This is a genomic window from Kitasatospora sp. NPDC015120 (assembly GCF_043080305.1).
In the GTDB taxonomy this organism is placed as follows: domain Bacteria; phylum Actinomycetota; class Actinomycetes; order Streptomycetales; family Streptomycetaceae; genus Kitasatospora.
This window is the reverse complement of sequence record NZ_JBIBVJ010000024.1, coordinates 15,013-27,400: the sequence shown is the minus strand read 5'-3', so window position 1 is coordinate 27,400 and position 12,388 is coordinate 15,013. Positions and strand designations below refer to the sequence as shown.

14 protein-coding genes are annotated in these 12,388 nt (G+C 73.8%); 3 read left to right on the top strand and 11 right to left on the bottom strand.

Features of this window, described 5'->3' with window-relative positions; translation table 11 throughout:
- Positions 1-140: 140 nt before the first annotated feature.
- The 10 genes from ACF1AK_RS31990 to ACF1AK_RS31945 all read right to left on the bottom strand — a co-directional run bounded on the left by ACF1AK_RS31990 (position 141) and on the right by ACF1AK_RS31945 (position 10,484).
- Positions 141-641 (bottom strand): GNAT family N-acetyltransferase, encoded by a 501-nt coding sequence (locus tag ACF1AK_RS31990; RefSeq protein WP_391502331.1) that lies wholly within the window; start codon positions 639-641, stop codon positions 141-143.
- A gap of 360 nt (positions 642-1,001) precedes the next feature.
- Positions 1,002-1,259 carry a hypothetical protein gene (locus ACF1AK_RS31985; RefSeq protein WP_391502330.1) on the bottom strand — a complete coding sequence of 86 codons (258 nt, stop codon included), beginning with the start codon at positions 1,257-1,259 and terminating at the stop codon, positions 1,002-1,004.
- A 114-nt stretch (positions 1,260-1,373) separates the two neighbouring features.
- Positions 1,374-2,807 carry an argininosuccinate lyase gene (gene argH / locus ACF1AK_RS31980; protein ID WP_391502329.1) on the bottom strand — a complete coding sequence of 478 codons (1,434 nt, stop codon included), beginning with the start codon at positions 2,805-2,807 and terminating at the stop codon, positions 1,374-1,376.
- 76 nt (positions 2,808-2,883) lie between these two features.
- The gene (locus ACF1AK_RS31975; protein WP_391502328.1) at positions 2,884-4,077 is read right to left on the bottom strand and encodes an argininosuccinate synthase; all 1,194 of its coding nucleotides are present in this window, start codon (positions 4,075-4,077) and stop codon (positions 2,884-2,886) included.
- Between the two features lie 151 nt (positions 4,078-4,228).
- Positions 4,229-4,777, bottom strand: coding sequence for an arginine repressor (locus ACF1AK_RS31970; RefSeq protein WP_391502327.1), 549 nt, complete (start codon positions 4,775-4,777; stop codon positions 4,229-4,231).
- A 17-nt stretch (positions 4,778-4,794) separates the two neighbouring features.
- Positions 4,795-6,003 carry an acetylornithine transaminase gene (locus ACF1AK_RS31965; protein WP_391502326.1) on the bottom strand — a complete coding sequence of 403 codons (1,209 nt, stop codon included), beginning with the start codon at positions 6,001-6,003 and terminating at the stop codon, positions 4,795-4,797.
- Positions 6,000-6,875: an acetylglutamate kinase gene (argB, locus tag ACF1AK_RS31960; protein ID WP_391502385.1), complete on the bottom strand. Its 876-nt coding sequence runs from the start codon at positions 6,873-6,875 to the stop codon at positions 6,000-6,002. Before argB ends, ACF1AK_RS31965 begins: the two co-directional genes overlap by 4 nt.
- Positions 6,876-6,962: 87 nt before the next feature.
- Positions 6,963-8,135 (bottom strand): bifunctional glutamate N-acetyltransferase/amino-acid acetyltransferase ArgJ, encoded by a 1,173-nt coding sequence (gene argJ, locus ACF1AK_RS31955; RefSeq protein ID WP_391502325.1) that lies wholly within the window; start codon positions 8,133-8,135, stop codon positions 6,963-6,965.
- Positions 8,132-9,160 carry an N-acetyl-gamma-glutamyl-phosphate reductase gene (gene argC, locus ACF1AK_RS31950; RefSeq protein WP_391502324.1) on the bottom strand — a complete coding sequence of 343 codons (1,029 nt, stop codon included), beginning with the start codon at positions 9,158-9,160 and terminating at the stop codon, positions 8,132-8,134. The genes argJ and argC overlap by 4 nt, the downstream gene beginning before the upstream one ends.
- 100 nt (positions 9,161-9,260) lie before the next feature.
- On the bottom strand, positions 9,261-10,484 hold the full coding sequence (locus ACF1AK_RS31945; RefSeq protein WP_391502323.1) for a methyltransferase: 1,224 nt from the start codon (positions 10,482-10,484) through the stop codon (positions 9,261-9,263).
- A 103-nt stretch (positions 10,485-10,587) separates the two neighbouring features.
- On the opposite strand from ACF1AK_RS31945, the gene ACF1AK_RS31940 reads away from it, so the two are divergent.
- From ACF1AK_RS31940 to ACF1AK_RS31930, 3 genes are all read left to right on the top strand, one after another.
- The gene (locus ACF1AK_RS31940; RefSeq protein WP_380293250.1) at positions 10,588-10,992 is read left to right on the top strand and encodes a VOC family protein; all 405 of its coding nucleotides are present in this window, start codon (positions 10,588-10,590) and stop codon (positions 10,990-10,992) included.
- Positions 10,993-11,013: 21 nt separating this feature from the next.
- Complete coding sequence (locus tag ACF1AK_RS31935; RefSeq protein ID WP_391502322.1) at positions 11,014-11,388, top strand: RNA-binding S4 domain-containing protein; 375 nt, start codon at positions 11,014-11,016, stop codon at positions 11,386-11,388.
- Between the two features lie 144 nt (positions 11,389-11,532).
- The gene (locus tag ACF1AK_RS31930) at positions 11,533-11,784 is read left to right on the top strand and encodes a hypothetical protein (RefSeq protein ID WP_391502321.1); all 252 of its coding nucleotides are present in this window, start codon (positions 11,533-11,535) and stop codon (positions 11,782-11,784) included.
- A gap of 64 nt (positions 11,785-11,848) precedes the next feature.
- On the opposite strand, the gene ACF1AK_RS31925 is transcribed toward ACF1AK_RS31930, so the two are convergent.
- Positions 11,849-12,358, bottom strand: coding sequence for an FBP domain-containing protein (locus ACF1AK_RS31925; RefSeq protein WP_391502320.1), 510 nt, complete (start codon positions 12,356-12,358; stop codon positions 11,849-11,851).
- Positions 12,359-12,388 lie beyond the last annotated feature (30 nt).

The window sequence follows — 12,388 nt, the reverse complement described above, 5'->3', positions numbered from 1 at the left end:
GCCGGGGTACGCCCAATTGCCAGCGCGGGCTGTCCGCAATGCGGACACTCGCGGCGGTGAGCTGGGGTGACGCGCCTCGGCGCCGCCACCGGGGGTCCGGATGGTGGCGGCGCCGGCGGGGACCGGCACGGCCGGGGCGTTCAGGCGGTGGCGGCGAGCGGGGCGCCGGCGGGCTTCTCCAGGTGGACGAGGGTGACCCCGCCGTCGGCCTGTTCGACGGTGGTCCGCCGGTAGCCCTGGCGGGCGTACAGGCGCAGGTTGCCGAGGCTGCGGTCGCCGGTGAAGAGCTGGTAGGAGGTCACCGCACCGTCCTCGGCGAGGCGCTGTTCGAGGGCTTCCAGCAGGCGGCCGCCGAGGCCGTGGCGCTGCATGCGCGGGTGGACGACCAGCCGCCCTATCCGCCCGACGCCGTCGGGGCCGCGCACGCCGCGCACGGTGCCGACGATCTCCTCGCCGAGGCGGGCGACCAGGACGTGCTGCTCGGTCAGCTCGGTGCGCAGGCTCTCCAGGGTCTGGGTCAGCGGCTCGATGGCCCAGTCCCCGTAGAGTTCGGCCTCGCTCTGGTAGCCGAGGTACTGGAGCTTGAGGATCTGCTCCGCGTCGTTCGTGTCGGCGGTCGAAATGATGACGCTCATGCCCATGTGCGGGGGCCTCCCCATCCTTGTGCCGGCGCGCGAACGTGAGGGTGTCGCACCGGGTCCCTGCCGGAGGTGTTGTCCCGGCCGGGGATCCGCCCAGACCGGGGTGGCGCACGAACGCACCAGCCCGCACGGCCCTGTGGGGCCGTGTCGGCGGCGGCACGCTCACGGTCAGTATCGGGGCGGGCGCGCCACCGTCAAGAGCGGCGTTCGCCAGCGCCTTACCCGCGCGTCAGCTGCCCTCAACCTCGCGGCCGCCGGACGTGGCGAGGGTCACGCCCGGCGGGGTGGCGGACGTGGCGGACGTCACGTCCGGGCGGGTGAGCGGCGGGGCGCGGGCGGGGCGGGTCACGGCGGCCCGGGTCAGGCGTGGCGCTCGGCGTGCAGCAGGGCGCGCAGACAGGCGAGGCAGCGGGCGCGGGTGGGACCGATGGAGCCGCGGGGCATGCCGAGGCGGCGGGAGAGTTCGCGGTAGGTCGGCGGCGGGTCCTCGATGAGGGCGGCGACCAGGTCCGGGCAGCGTCCGGGCAGGGCGGCGACGGCCTCGTGCACCAGGCGGCGGCGCAGCCCGGCGAGGACCTCGTCCTCGGCGGACGGGTGGGACGGGGGGTCGGTGCGCATGCCCTGCTTGACCCGGCGGGGGCCGGGCCGGTTACGGCCGGGCGGTGGCGTACGCGCGGGAGGGGCGCGGCGCCTGGTGCGCCACGCCCCTCCCCCGGGTGCCCGGGGCCGCGCTCAGCCGGCCACCCACGCCTGCTGGGCGGCCAGGTCGGCCTTGACCTCGGCGAGCTGGACGGCGACGGCGTCGGGGGCGGTGCCGCCGCGGCCGTTGCGGGAGGCGATCGCGCCGTGGACGCTGAGCACGGTGCGGACCTCGGGGGTGAGGTGCTCGGAGATGGCGGCGAACTGCTCGTCCGTCAGGTCGGCGAGTTCGATGCCGTGGGCCTCGCACTCCTTGACGCAGGCGCCGGCGACCTCGTGGGCGACCCGGAACGGCACGCCCTGCTTGACGAGCCACTCGGCGATGTCGGTGGCGAGGGAGAAGCCGGCCGGGGCGAGCTCTTCGAGGCGCTCGCGGTGGACGGTGAGGGTGGCCATCATGCCGGTGAAGGCGGGCAGCAGCACTTCGAGGGTGTCGCAGGAGTCGAAGACCGGCTCCTTGTCCTCCTGGAGGTCGCGGTTGTAGGCGAGCGGGAGGGCCTTGAGGGTGGCGAGCAGGCCGGTGAGGTTGCCGATGAGCCGGCCGGACTTGCCGCGGGCGAGTTCGGCGATGTCGGGGTTCTTCTTCTGCGGCATGATCGACGAGCCGGTGGAGAAGGCATCGTGCAGCGTGATGAAGCCGAACTCCTTGGTGTTCCAGATGATCACCTCCTCCGCGATCCGGGAGAGGTTGATCCCGATCATCGCGGTGACGAAGGCGAACTCGGCGACGAAGTCGCGCGAGGCGGTGCCGTCGATGGAGTTGCCGACGGAGCCGCCCTCGAAGCCGAGGTCGGCGGCCACCGCCTGCGGGTCGAGGCCGAGCGAGGAGCCGGCCAGGGCCCCGGAGCCGTAGGGGGAGACGGCGGTGCGGGCGTCCCACTGGCGCAGCCGCTCGGCGTCGCGGCCGAGGGCCTGCACGTGCGCGAGGACGTGGTGGGCGAAGAGGACCGGCTGGGCGTGCTGGAGGTGGGTGCGGCCCGGCATGGCGGTGTCCGGGTGGGCCTCGGCGAGGCCGACCAGGGCGTGCTGGAGGTCGAGCAGCAGGGCGCCGATGGTCTTCGCGTGGTCCCGCAGGTACATCCGGAAGAGGGTGGCGATCTGGTCGTTGCGGGAGCGGCCGGCCCGCAGCTTGCCGCCGAGGTCGGGGCCGAGGCGCTCCAGCAGGCCCCGCTCCAGGGCGGTGTGGACGTCCTCGTCGGCGACGGTGCCGGTGAAGGTGCCGGCCTCGACGTCGGCGAGCAGCCGGTCCAGCCCGTCGTGCATCGCGGCGAGCTCGCCGTCGTCGAGCAGTCCGGCCCCGTGCAGCACGCGGGCGTGGGCCTTGGAGCCGGCGATGTCGTAGGGGGCGAGGCGCCAGTCGAAGTGCACCGAGGCGGAGAGCCTGGCCAGGGCCTCGGACGGGCCGTCGGCGAAGCGGGCGCCCCAGAGGCGGACGTCGCCACCGGAGGCGGTCTGGTCGGCGGACATCGCTGGCTCCTTACTGACGTGCGGGAAGTGCGGGTGGGGGCGGCCCCGGCCGGGTGCGGCCGGGGCCGGGGCGGGCTCAGCCCAGGTCGCGCCGGGCGGCGATCTTCGAGGAGAGGCCGAAGATCTCGATGAAGCCCTTGGACATCGACTGGTCGAAGGTGTCGCCGGTGTCGTAGGTGGCGAGGTTGAAGTCGTAGAGCGACTGCTCGGACTTGCGGCCGTTGACGACGGCCCGGCCGCCGTGCAGGACCATCCGGATGTCGCCGGAGACGTGCTGGTTGGCCTCGTCGACGAAGCCGTCGAGGGCGCGCTTGAGCGGGGAGAACCACAGGCCGTCGTAGACCAGTTCGGCCCAGCGCTGCTCGACCTGCCGCTTGTAGCGGGCGAGTTCGCGCTCGACGGTGACGTTCTCCAGCGCCTGGTGGGCGGTGATCAGGGCGATCGCGCCGGGGGCCTCGTAGATCTCCCGGGACTTGATGCCGACCAGCCGGTCCTCGACCATGTCGAGGCGGCCCACGCCCTGGGCGCCGGCCCGCTTGTTGAGCTCCTCGATGGCTTGCAGGACGGTGATCTTGCGGCCGTCGATCGCGACCGGGACGCCGGCCTCGAAGGTGATGACCACCTCGTCGGCCTCGCGCGGGGTGACCGGGTTCTGGGTGTACTCGTAGACGTCCTCGATCGGGGCGTTCCAGATGTCCTCCAGGAAGCCGGTCTCGACGGCCCGCCCGAAGACGTTCTGGTCGATCGAGTACGGGGACTTCTTGGTGGTGGCGATCGGCAGGCCCTTGGCCTCGGCGAAGGCGATGGCCTTGTCCCGGGTCATCGCGTAGTCGCGGACCGGGGCGATGCACTTGAGGCCCGGGGCGAGGGAGTTGATGCCGACCTCGAAGCGGACCTGGTCGTTGCCCTTGCCGGTGCAGCCGTGGGCGACGGTGGTGGCGCCGTGCTTCTGCGCGGCGGCGACCAGGTGCTTGACGATGACCGGCCGGGACAGGGCGGACACCAGCGGGTACTCGCCCTGGTAGAGGGCGTTGGCCTTGAGGGCCGGCAGGCAGTACTCGTCGGCGAACTCCTCGCGGGCGTCGGCGACCTCGGCCTCGACGGCACCGCAGTCCAGCGCGCGCTGGCGGATGACGTCCAGGTCCTCGCCGCCCTGGCCGACGTCGACAGCGACGGCGATGACCTCCGCGCCCGTCTCCTCGGCGATCCAGCCGATGCAGACGGACGTGTCCAGACCGCCCGAGTAGGCGAGTACGACGCGCTCGGTCACGGCTTTCTCCTTCACAACTGGGCGAACAGGCTTACGGCGATAGGCATAAGTATGCACTACTCCGTATGAAACTCAAAACCCGGTGGACACGGGGTTCCGGATACGCCGGTGGGCCCGGCCGGAGCCGGGCCCACAACGGGACGGACGGGTGCTACTGCGCCTTCGCCTGGGCGAGCTGCATCAGGTGGTCGGCCAGCGCCTGGCCGCCGGCCGGGTCGCGGCTGATCAGCAGCACGGTGTCGTCCCCGGCGATGGTGCCGATGATCTCGAACACCTCCGCCTGGTCGATCGCCGAGGCAAGGAACTGCGCCGCGCCCGGCGGTGTGCGCAGCACGACCAGGTTGCCGGAGGCGGTGGCGGAGACCATGAGCTCGCCGGCCAGCCGGGCCATCCGGCCCTCGGTGGCGGACTCCCCCATCGGCGCGCGCGGGGTGCGGTCGCCGCCCTCGGCCGGGACGGCGTAGATGAGCGCGCCGTCCCGGTTGCGGATCTTCACCGCACCCAGCTCGTCCAGGTCCCGGGAGAGGGTGGCCTGGGTGACCACGAGTCCGTCGTCGGCGAGCAGCTTGGCGAGCTGGCTCTGCGAGCGCACGGGCTGGCGGGTGAGCAGGTCCACGATCCGCCGGTGGCGCGCGGTGCGGGTCTGCGGCACCTGCGGCGACGGGCCGGCGGCGGGCTGCCCGGAGTTGGGTACGGTCATGTGGTCATTCTCCCGGACTACGCGTGGTTCGCATCGTCCGGGGCGCCCTCGCGGACGGCCCGCAGCACGGCCGGCAGCGCCGCCAGGAAGGCGTCCGCCTCCTGCTCGGTCAGCACCAGCGGCGGGGCCAGGCGCACCGCGTCCGCCACCGCGGCGTTCACCAGGAAGCCGGCCTCCTGCAGGCCCGCCTGCACCTTCGCCGCCACCGGCTCGGTGAGCACGATGCCCAGCAGCATCCCGGCCCCGCGCACGTGCGAGACCAGCGGGTCCGCCAGCGCCTCGACGCCGGTGCGCAGCCGCTCGCCGATCGTGCGGGCGTGCTCCAGCAGGCCCTGGGACTCGATGGTGTCGAGCACCGCGAGACCGGCCGCCGCGGCCACCGGGTTGCCGCCGAAGGTGGTGCCGTGCTGGCCCGGGGTGAGCAGGTCGGCCGCCTCGCCGAAGGCCAGCACCGCGCCCATCGGCAGGCCGCCGCCGAGCGCCTTGGCGAGCGTGACGACGTCCGGCTCGATGCCCTCGAAGGCCTGGTGGGCGAACCAGTGGCCGGTGCGGCCGATGCCGGTCTGGATCTCGTCCAGCACCAGCAGGGTGCCGGTGGCGCGGGTGATCTCGCGGGCGGCGGCCAGGTAGCCCTCGGGCAGCGGGATCGCGCCGTTCTCGCCCTGGATCGGCTCCAGGAACACCGCGGCGGTCGCCGTGGTGACGGCCGCGCGCAGCGCCTCGACGTCGCCGAACGGCACGTGCGTGACGTCGCCGGGCAGCGGGCGGAACGGGTCCTGCTTGGCGGGCTGGCCGGTGAGCGCGAGGGCGCCCATGGTGCGGCCGTGGAAGCCGCCCTCCAGGGCGACCACGTGGGTGCGGCCGGTGCGGCGGCCGATCTTGAAGGCGGCCTCGTTGGCCTCGGCGCCCGAGTTGCAGAAGAACACCCGCCCGGGGCGGCCGTCCAGGCGCAGCAGCCGCTCGGCGAGGGCGACGGCGGGCTCGGCGATGAACAGGTTGGAGACGTGGCCGAGGGTGGCGATCTGCCGGCTCACGGCCTCGACGACGGCCGGGTGGGCGGTGCCGAGGGCGTTGACGGCGATGCCGCCGAGCAGGTCGGTGTACTCCTTGCCGTCGGCGTCCCAGACCTTGCTGCCCTCGCCGCGGACCAGCGGGATCCGGGGGGTGCCGTAGTTGTCGGTGAAGGAGTGCTGCCAGCGCTCGGTGAGCTGGGCGTTGGACGTCATGCGAGTCCCCCGGTCACGGTCGGTTCGTCGTCGGGCACGACCATCGTGCCGATGCCCTCGTCGGTGAAGATCTCCAGCAGCAGGCTGTGCGGCACCCGGCCGTCCAGCACGCGGGCGGTGCCGACGCCGGAGCGCACCGCCCGCAGGCAGCCCTCCATCTTGGGCAGCATGCCGCTGGCCAGGGTGGGCAGCAGTTCGTCCAGCTCGGAGGCGTTGAGCTGGCTGATGACGTCGTCGGAGCCCGGCCAGTCCTTGTAGAGGCCCTCGACGTCGGTCAGCACGACGAGCATCTCGGCGCCGAGCGCGACCGCGAGGGCGGAGGCGGCGGTGTCGGCGTTGATGTTGTAGACGTGGCCGTCGGCGCCGCGGGCGATCGAGGAGATCACCGGGATGCGGCCGTCGGCGATCAGCCCCTTCACCGCACCGGCCTCGATGTTGACGATGTCGCCGACCAGGCCGATGTCGACCTGCTCGCCGTCGACCACCGCGTAGCGCTTGACGGCGGTCATGGTGTGGGCGTCCTCGCCGGTCAGGCCGACCGCGAAGGGGCCGTGCTCGTTGAGCAGGCCGACGAGTTCGCGCTGCACCTGGCCGGCGAGCACCATCCGGACCACGTCCATGGTCTCGGGGGTGGTGACCCGCAGGCCGTTGGTGAAGGAGGACTCCAGGCCGAGCCGGTCGAGCTGGGCGCTGATCTGCGGGCCGCCGCCGTGCACCACGACGGGGTGCAGCCCGGCGAAGCGCAGGAAGACGACGTCCTTGGCGAAGGCGGCCTTGAGCTCCTCGTCGACCATGGCGTTGCCGCCGAACTTGATCACCACGGTCTTCCCGTGGAAGCGCTCCAGCCACGGCAGGGCCTCGATGAGCGTCATGGCCTTGGGCAACGCGGTGTTGTTGCGGGCCTGTTCGCCCTTGGGTGCGATCTGCACTGTTCTGCTTCCCCGGCTTGATGGCGGCTGTCAGGTGGAGTAGGCGCTGTTCTCGTGCACGTAGTCGGCGGTGAGGTCGTTGGTCCACAGACTGGCCCCGGCCCCGCCCGCGTTGAGGTTCGCGGTGATGACGACCTCGCGGCCGGTCATGTCGACGAGGTCGCGGTCCTCCCCCACGCTGCCGTCGCGGCAGACCCAGACGCCGTTGATGGCGACGTCCAGGCGGTCGGGGTCGAAGGCGGCGTCGGTGGTGCCGATCGCGGCCAGCACCCGGCCCCAGTTGGGGTCCTCGCCGTGGATGGCGCACTTGAGGAGGTTGTTGCGGCTGATCACCCGGGCGACGTCGACGGCCTCCTGCTCGGTGGCGGCGCCGGTGACGTCGATCCGGATGTCCTTGCTCGCGCCCTCGGCGTCACCGATCAGCTGGCGGGCGAGGTCGGCGCAGACGGTGCGCACGGCCTCGTCGAACTCGGCCGCGTCCGGGACGGTGCCGCTGGCGCCGGAGGCGAGCAGCAGCACGGTGTCGTTGGTGGACATGCAGCCGTCGGAGTCGATCCGGTCGAAGGTGGTGCGGGTGGCGCCGCGCAGCGCCGCGTCCAGGGCGGCGGCGTCCGCGTCGGCGTCGGTGGTGAGCACGACCAGCATGGTGGCCAGGCCCGGGGCGAGCATGCCGGCGCCCTTGGCCATGCCGCCGACCGTCCAGCCGGCCGGGCTGGTGACCTGTGCGGTCTTGTGCACGGTGTCGGTGGTCTTGATGGCGATCGCGGCCTGCTCGCCGCCGGTGGTGCTGAGCGCGGCGGCGGCGGTGGCGACGCCGGGCAGCAGGATGTCCATCGGCAGGCGCACGCCGATCAGGCCGGTGGAGGCGACGGCCACCTCGCCGGCGTTGAGCTTCAGCTCGCCGGCCACCTTCTCGGCGGTGGCGTGGGTGTCCTGGAAGCCGAGCGGGCCGGTGCAGGCGTTGGCGCCGCCGGAGTTGAGGACGACGGCGGAGACCGTGCCGCCCTTGAGGACCTGCTCGGACCAGAGCACGGGGGCGGCCTTGACCCGGTTGGAGGTGAAGACGCCGGCGGCGGCGAGCGAGGGGCCGTCGTTGACGACCAGCGCGAGGTCGGGGGTGCCGGAGGCCTTGATCCCGGCGGTGACGCCGGCGGCCCGGAAGCCCCGGGCGGCGGTGACGCCGACGTTCTGGTGGTCGGTCACGGTGCGACTCCGTTCACGGGAAGGCCCAGCTCCTCGGGGAGTCCGAGGGCGATGTTCATGCTCTGCACCGCGCCGCCGGCGGTGCCCTTGACCAGGTTGTCGATCGCGCTGATCGCCACGATCCGCCCGGCGGCCGCGTCCAGGGTGACCTGCACCAGGGCGGCGTTGGAGCCGTAGACGCTGCTGGTCTGCGGCCACTGGCCCGCGGGCAGCAGGTGCACGAACGGCTCGTCGCCGTACGCCTCGGCGTAGGCGGCGCGCAGTTCCCCGGCGGTGACGCCGGGCTTCGCCCTGGCGGTGCAGGTGGCGAGGATGCCGCGCGGCATCGGGACCAGGGTGGGCGTGAAGGAGACGGTGACCGGCTCGCCCGCGAGCGGGGTGAGGTTCTGGGACATCTCCGGGGTGTGCCGGTGGACGCCGCCGACGCCGTAGGCGCTGACGCTGCCCATCACCTCGCTGCCGAGCAGGTGGGTCTTGGCGGCCTTGCCGGCGCCGGAGGTGCCGGAGGCGGCGACCACCACCGCGTCGGGCTCGGCCAGGCCTGCCGCGTAGGCGGGGAACAGGGCGAGGGAGACGGCCGTCGGGTAGCAGCCGGGGACGGCGATGCGGTTGCTGCCCTTGAGCGCGGCGCGGTGGCCGGGCAGCTCGGGCAGGCCGTAGGGCCAGGTGCCGGCGTGCGCGGAGCCGTAGAACTGCTCCCAGTCGGCGGCGGCCTTGAGCCGGAAGTCGGCGCCGCAGTCGACGACCAGCACGTTCTCGCCGAGCGCCTCGGCGACGGCGGCGGACTGGCCGTGCGGCAGCGCCAGGAACACCACGTCGTGGTCGGCCAGCACCTCCGGGGTGGTCGGCTCCAGGACCCGGTCGGCCAGCGGCAGCAGGTGCGGCTGGAGCAGCCCCAGGCGGGTGCCGGCGTTCGAGCCGCCGGTCAGCGCCCCGATCTCCACCTCGGGGTGGCCGAGCAGCAGGCGCAGCACCTCACCGCCCGCGTACCCGCTCGCGCCGGCGACGGCGACTCGCAATGCCATGGCGTTCCTCCTTCGTTGTGGCATGAATATACGCAGCACGGAACATTCATGCAAGGAGTATGCGCGGGACCGCCCCGGCCCGGGGGCGGCCCCGGGGTGCTCAGCGCTTGACGGCCCTGAGCACCACGAACTTCGGATTGCCCGCGACCGTCCGGCAGTTGCCGAACAGGCGGCGCAGCTTGACGTGGTAGCCGAGGTGGCGGTTGCCGACCACCCACAGCTCCCCGCCGGGGCGCAGCGCGCGACGGGCGCCGGTGAACATCCGCCAGGCGGTGGCGTCGGTGGTGGCCTGGTGGGAGTGGAACGGCGGGTTGTTGAGGACGAGGTCCACCGAGCCGGCCGGCACCCCGGCGTCGTCGAGCGCGTCGGCGGTGAGGAACGCGGCGGGGGCGTCCGGCCCGAGGTTGGCGCGGAAGGTCTCCTCGGCGGAGGCGACCGCCTGGTGGGACTCGTCGACGAAGACCAGCTCGGCGCCGGGGGCGGCGAGGGCGGCGGCGGTGCCCACCACGCCGTTGCCGCAGCCGAGGTCGACGACGCGGGCGCCGGGGGCGGCGGTGGGCAGGTGGGCGAGGAGGAAGCGGGTGCCGATGTCCAGGCGGTCGGCGCAGAAGGTGCCGGCGTGGTTGACCACGGTGCGGCCCGAGACGGGGCCGATGCCGGCGGGCAGGGCGTAGCGGTGCGGCCAGGGGTTGGGGCCGGGCTCGCGCGCCGGGTCGGGGGTGCACAGGATCAGCCGGGCCTTGCGGACGGCGAGCGAGGTGCGGGTGGGACCGAGGATCCGCTCGAAGAGCTGCAGGGTGGAGGTGTGGATCTCGGTGGTCATGCCGGTGCCGAGGACCACCGTCTCCGGGTGGAGGGCCGGGGCGAGCCGGTGCAGCTGGTCCTCCAGCAGGGCGAGGCTCTTGGGGACGCGCACCAGCAGGACGTCGGTGCGCCCGGGCGGGGTGTCCCGGGTGGTGAGCAGCCGGGCGGCAGCGGGTCCGGCGCCGGCCCGGGCGAGGTTGGCCTCGGTGGCGCGCCGCGCGAGGTGCGAGTCGCTGATCTGGGTGATCCCGGCGGGGGCGTCGGCGGCGGGGGCGGTGGCGAGCGCGGTGGTCAGCGCGCCCCAGCGGTCGCCGAGGACGGTGACGGCGCGCCCGGCCAGGGCGGTGGGCCGGCCCTCGGCGGAGTCGCTCTCGCCGGCCAGGTGCCGCAGCAGGTACGCGTCGGCGGCGTCCCAGGCGCGCAGCCGCTCACGCGGGTCCTCGGGGTGACGGGTGAGGTCGAGGGTGCCCCACGGGGTCGGGAAGGGGGTCGCGGCGGCGGTGGTGGCGAGGTGGTTCATCGCCGCCCAGGCTAGCCGACCGGCGCGGGCCGGCCCACCGGCGCCCGCGCGCGGGGCGGGGCGGCGGCCGATACTGGGAGGGCCCGACGGAAGGGGCGCAGCCATGGACTGGAAGCTCGAAGTGGTGGTGGTCCCGGTCACGGACGTCGATCGGGCGAAGCTCTTCTACGAGGAGCAGGCCGGCTTCACCGTCGACCACGACAGCCGGATCCGGGACGGGGTGCGGGTGGTGCAGCTGACGCCGCCCGGCTCCAGTTGCTCGATCGTGCTGGGCACGGGGCTGACGGACGCGCCGGCGGGCTCGCTGAAGGGGCTGCAGCTGGTGGTGCCGGACATCGACCGGGCGCACGCGGAGCTGGTGGCGCGCGGCGTGGAGGTGAGCCCGGTGCAGCACTTCGAGGACGGCGACCGGGTGGACGGGCGCGGCGAGCTGTGGAACTCGTTCGTCTTCTTCAGCGATCCGGACGGCAACGGCTGGGCCGTGCAGGAGGCACCCGGGCGGCGCTGAGGGAGGCTCTAAGCTCGGAGGATGGTCGAAGACGAGGGAAGCGTCCGGGTGGACAGCTGGATCTGGTCGGTGCGGCTGGCCAAAACGCGGTCGGCCGCGGCGGCGGCCTGCAAGGCCGGGCACGTGCGGGTCAACGGCGAGCGGGCCAAGCCGGCCCAGGCGCTGAAGCCGGGCGACGAGGTCCGGGTGCGCCTGGAGGGCTGGGAGCGGGTCGTGGTGGTGACGAAGCTGATCCGCAAGCGGGTCGGCGCGGGCGTCGCGGCGGAGTGCCTGGTGGACAACACCCCGCCACGGCCGGCGCGCGAGCTCGTCGCCGCCCCGGGCGTGCGCGACCGGGGCGCCGGGCGGCCGACCAAGCGCGACCGCCGTGAGATGGACGAACTGCGCCGCCGGTGAACCCTCCGGTGGCACGTCCCGCAAGGCCACGGCAGGTTCCTGCCGAATTGGTCTCGACCATTGCCCCGGTCGGGAGGTCGGAGAACACTCGCTGCGAAGCGCCGGGCGGGCAGTCCGGCGCTCACGTCCGAGGAAGGCACCGGCATGGCATTGCGCAAGGCGGTTTCCACCATGGCCCTGGCTGGACTGCTCGCGGCGGGCGGTCTGATGGCCGCCCCGGCCGCCCAGGCGTCCACCACCAGGACGACCGGCTACGTGTACGTCGGCATGTACCCGAGCGGCGCGGCGTGTCACGCCGCCGGCCAGGCGTACGTGGCCCGGGGCGCGGCGGTCTCGTACTTCTGCGACGTCCTCGACTTCGCTCCGTTCACGGCCCGCCTGTCCATCTGGGCCTGACCGCGGCACGGAGAACGGGCCCGGCGGCGCACCGCGCCGCCGGGCCCGCCCGCGGGAGGACCGCTCAGGCGACCGGGGCCTCGCTGCGCACCTGGGTCAGGAAGGCGTCCAGGTTGGCCACCGTGCGGGCGATCTGCTCCTCCACCGGGAGCGACTCGTTGGGCCGGGTGACCGACGCGGACTTCCTGAGCCCGCGCACGTAGAGCGAGCAGGCGAGGTCGGCGCAGATGTAGCTGCCGACGCTGTTGCCCTCCCGCCCCGCCGCACCGGCCCGGCGGGCGGTGAGCAGCGCGACGCCGGAGCCCGCGTGGGCGGTGACGCACAGCGAGCACACATTGGTCTTGGTCAGGCTGCGCCGGAACGAGGGCACCCGCAGGGTGACGCCGACCAGCTCACCGCGGTGCTCGGCGACCAGGTAGGCCCGGTCGGGTGCGCCCTGGTCCCGCCAGCCGAGGAAGTCCAGGTTCTCCCAGGGGAGTTCGGCCAGCCCCCGGGGCAGGTTCAGCCGGCGCGCCTCGCCCTTGGAGCAGTTGACGAAGGACGCGCGGATCTCGGGGTCGTTCAGTGCACGCATGCCCGGCAAGCTAACACCGCCCGCCCCCGC

What these genes read in the sequence shown, in the direction of transcription:
- ACF1AK_RS31925 (WP_391502320.1), bottom strand. Translation starts at nt 12,358, where the DNA reads ATGCGTGCACTGAACGACCCCGAGATCCGCGCGTCCTTCGTCAACTGC.
- ACF1AK_RS31940 (WP_380293250.1), top strand. Translation starts at nt 10,588, where the DNA reads ATGGACTGGAAGCTCGAAGTGGTGGTGGTCCCGGTCACGGACGTCGAT.
- argH (WP_391502329.1), bottom strand. Translation starts at nt 2,807, where the DNA reads ATGTCCGCCGACCAGACCGCCTCCGGTGGCGACGTCCGCCTCTGGGGC.
- ACF1AK_RS31970 (WP_391502327.1), bottom strand. Translation starts at nt 4,777, where the DNA reads ATGACCGTACCCAACTCCGGGCAGCCCGCCGCCGGCCCGTCGCCGCAG.
- ACF1AK_RS31935 (WP_391502322.1), top strand. Translation starts at nt 11,014, where the DNA reads ATGGTCGAAGACGAGGGAAGCGTCCGGGTGGACAGCTGGATCTGGTCG.
- ACF1AK_RS31985 (WP_391502330.1), bottom strand. Translation starts at nt 1,259, where the DNA reads ATGCGCACCGACCCCCCGTCCCACCCGTCCGCCGAGGACGAGGTCCTC.
- ACF1AK_RS31965 (WP_391502326.1), bottom strand. Translation starts at nt 6,003, where the DNA reads ATGACGTCCAACGCCCAGCTCACCGAGCGCTGGCAGCACTCCTTCACC.
- ACF1AK_RS31945 (WP_391502323.1), bottom strand. Translation starts at nt 10,484, where the DNA reads ATGAACCACCTCGCCACCACCGCCGCCGCGACCCCCTTCCCGACCCCG.
- ACF1AK_RS31990 (WP_391502331.1), bottom strand. Translation starts at nt 641, where the DNA reads ATGGGCATGAGCGTCATCATTTCGACCGCCGACACGAACGACGCGGAG.
- argB (WP_391502385.1), bottom strand. Translation starts at nt 6,875, where the DNA reads ATGACGCTCATCGAGGCCCTGCCGTGGCTGGAGCGCTTCCACGGGAAG.
- argC (WP_391502324.1), bottom strand. Translation starts at nt 9,160, where the DNA reads ATGGCATTGCGAGTCGCCGTCGCCGGCGCGAGCGGGTACGCGGGCGGT.
- ACF1AK_RS31930 (WP_391502321.1), top strand. Translation starts at nt 11,533, where the DNA reads ATGGCATTGCGCAAGGCGGTTTCCACCATGGCCCTGGCTGGACTGCTC.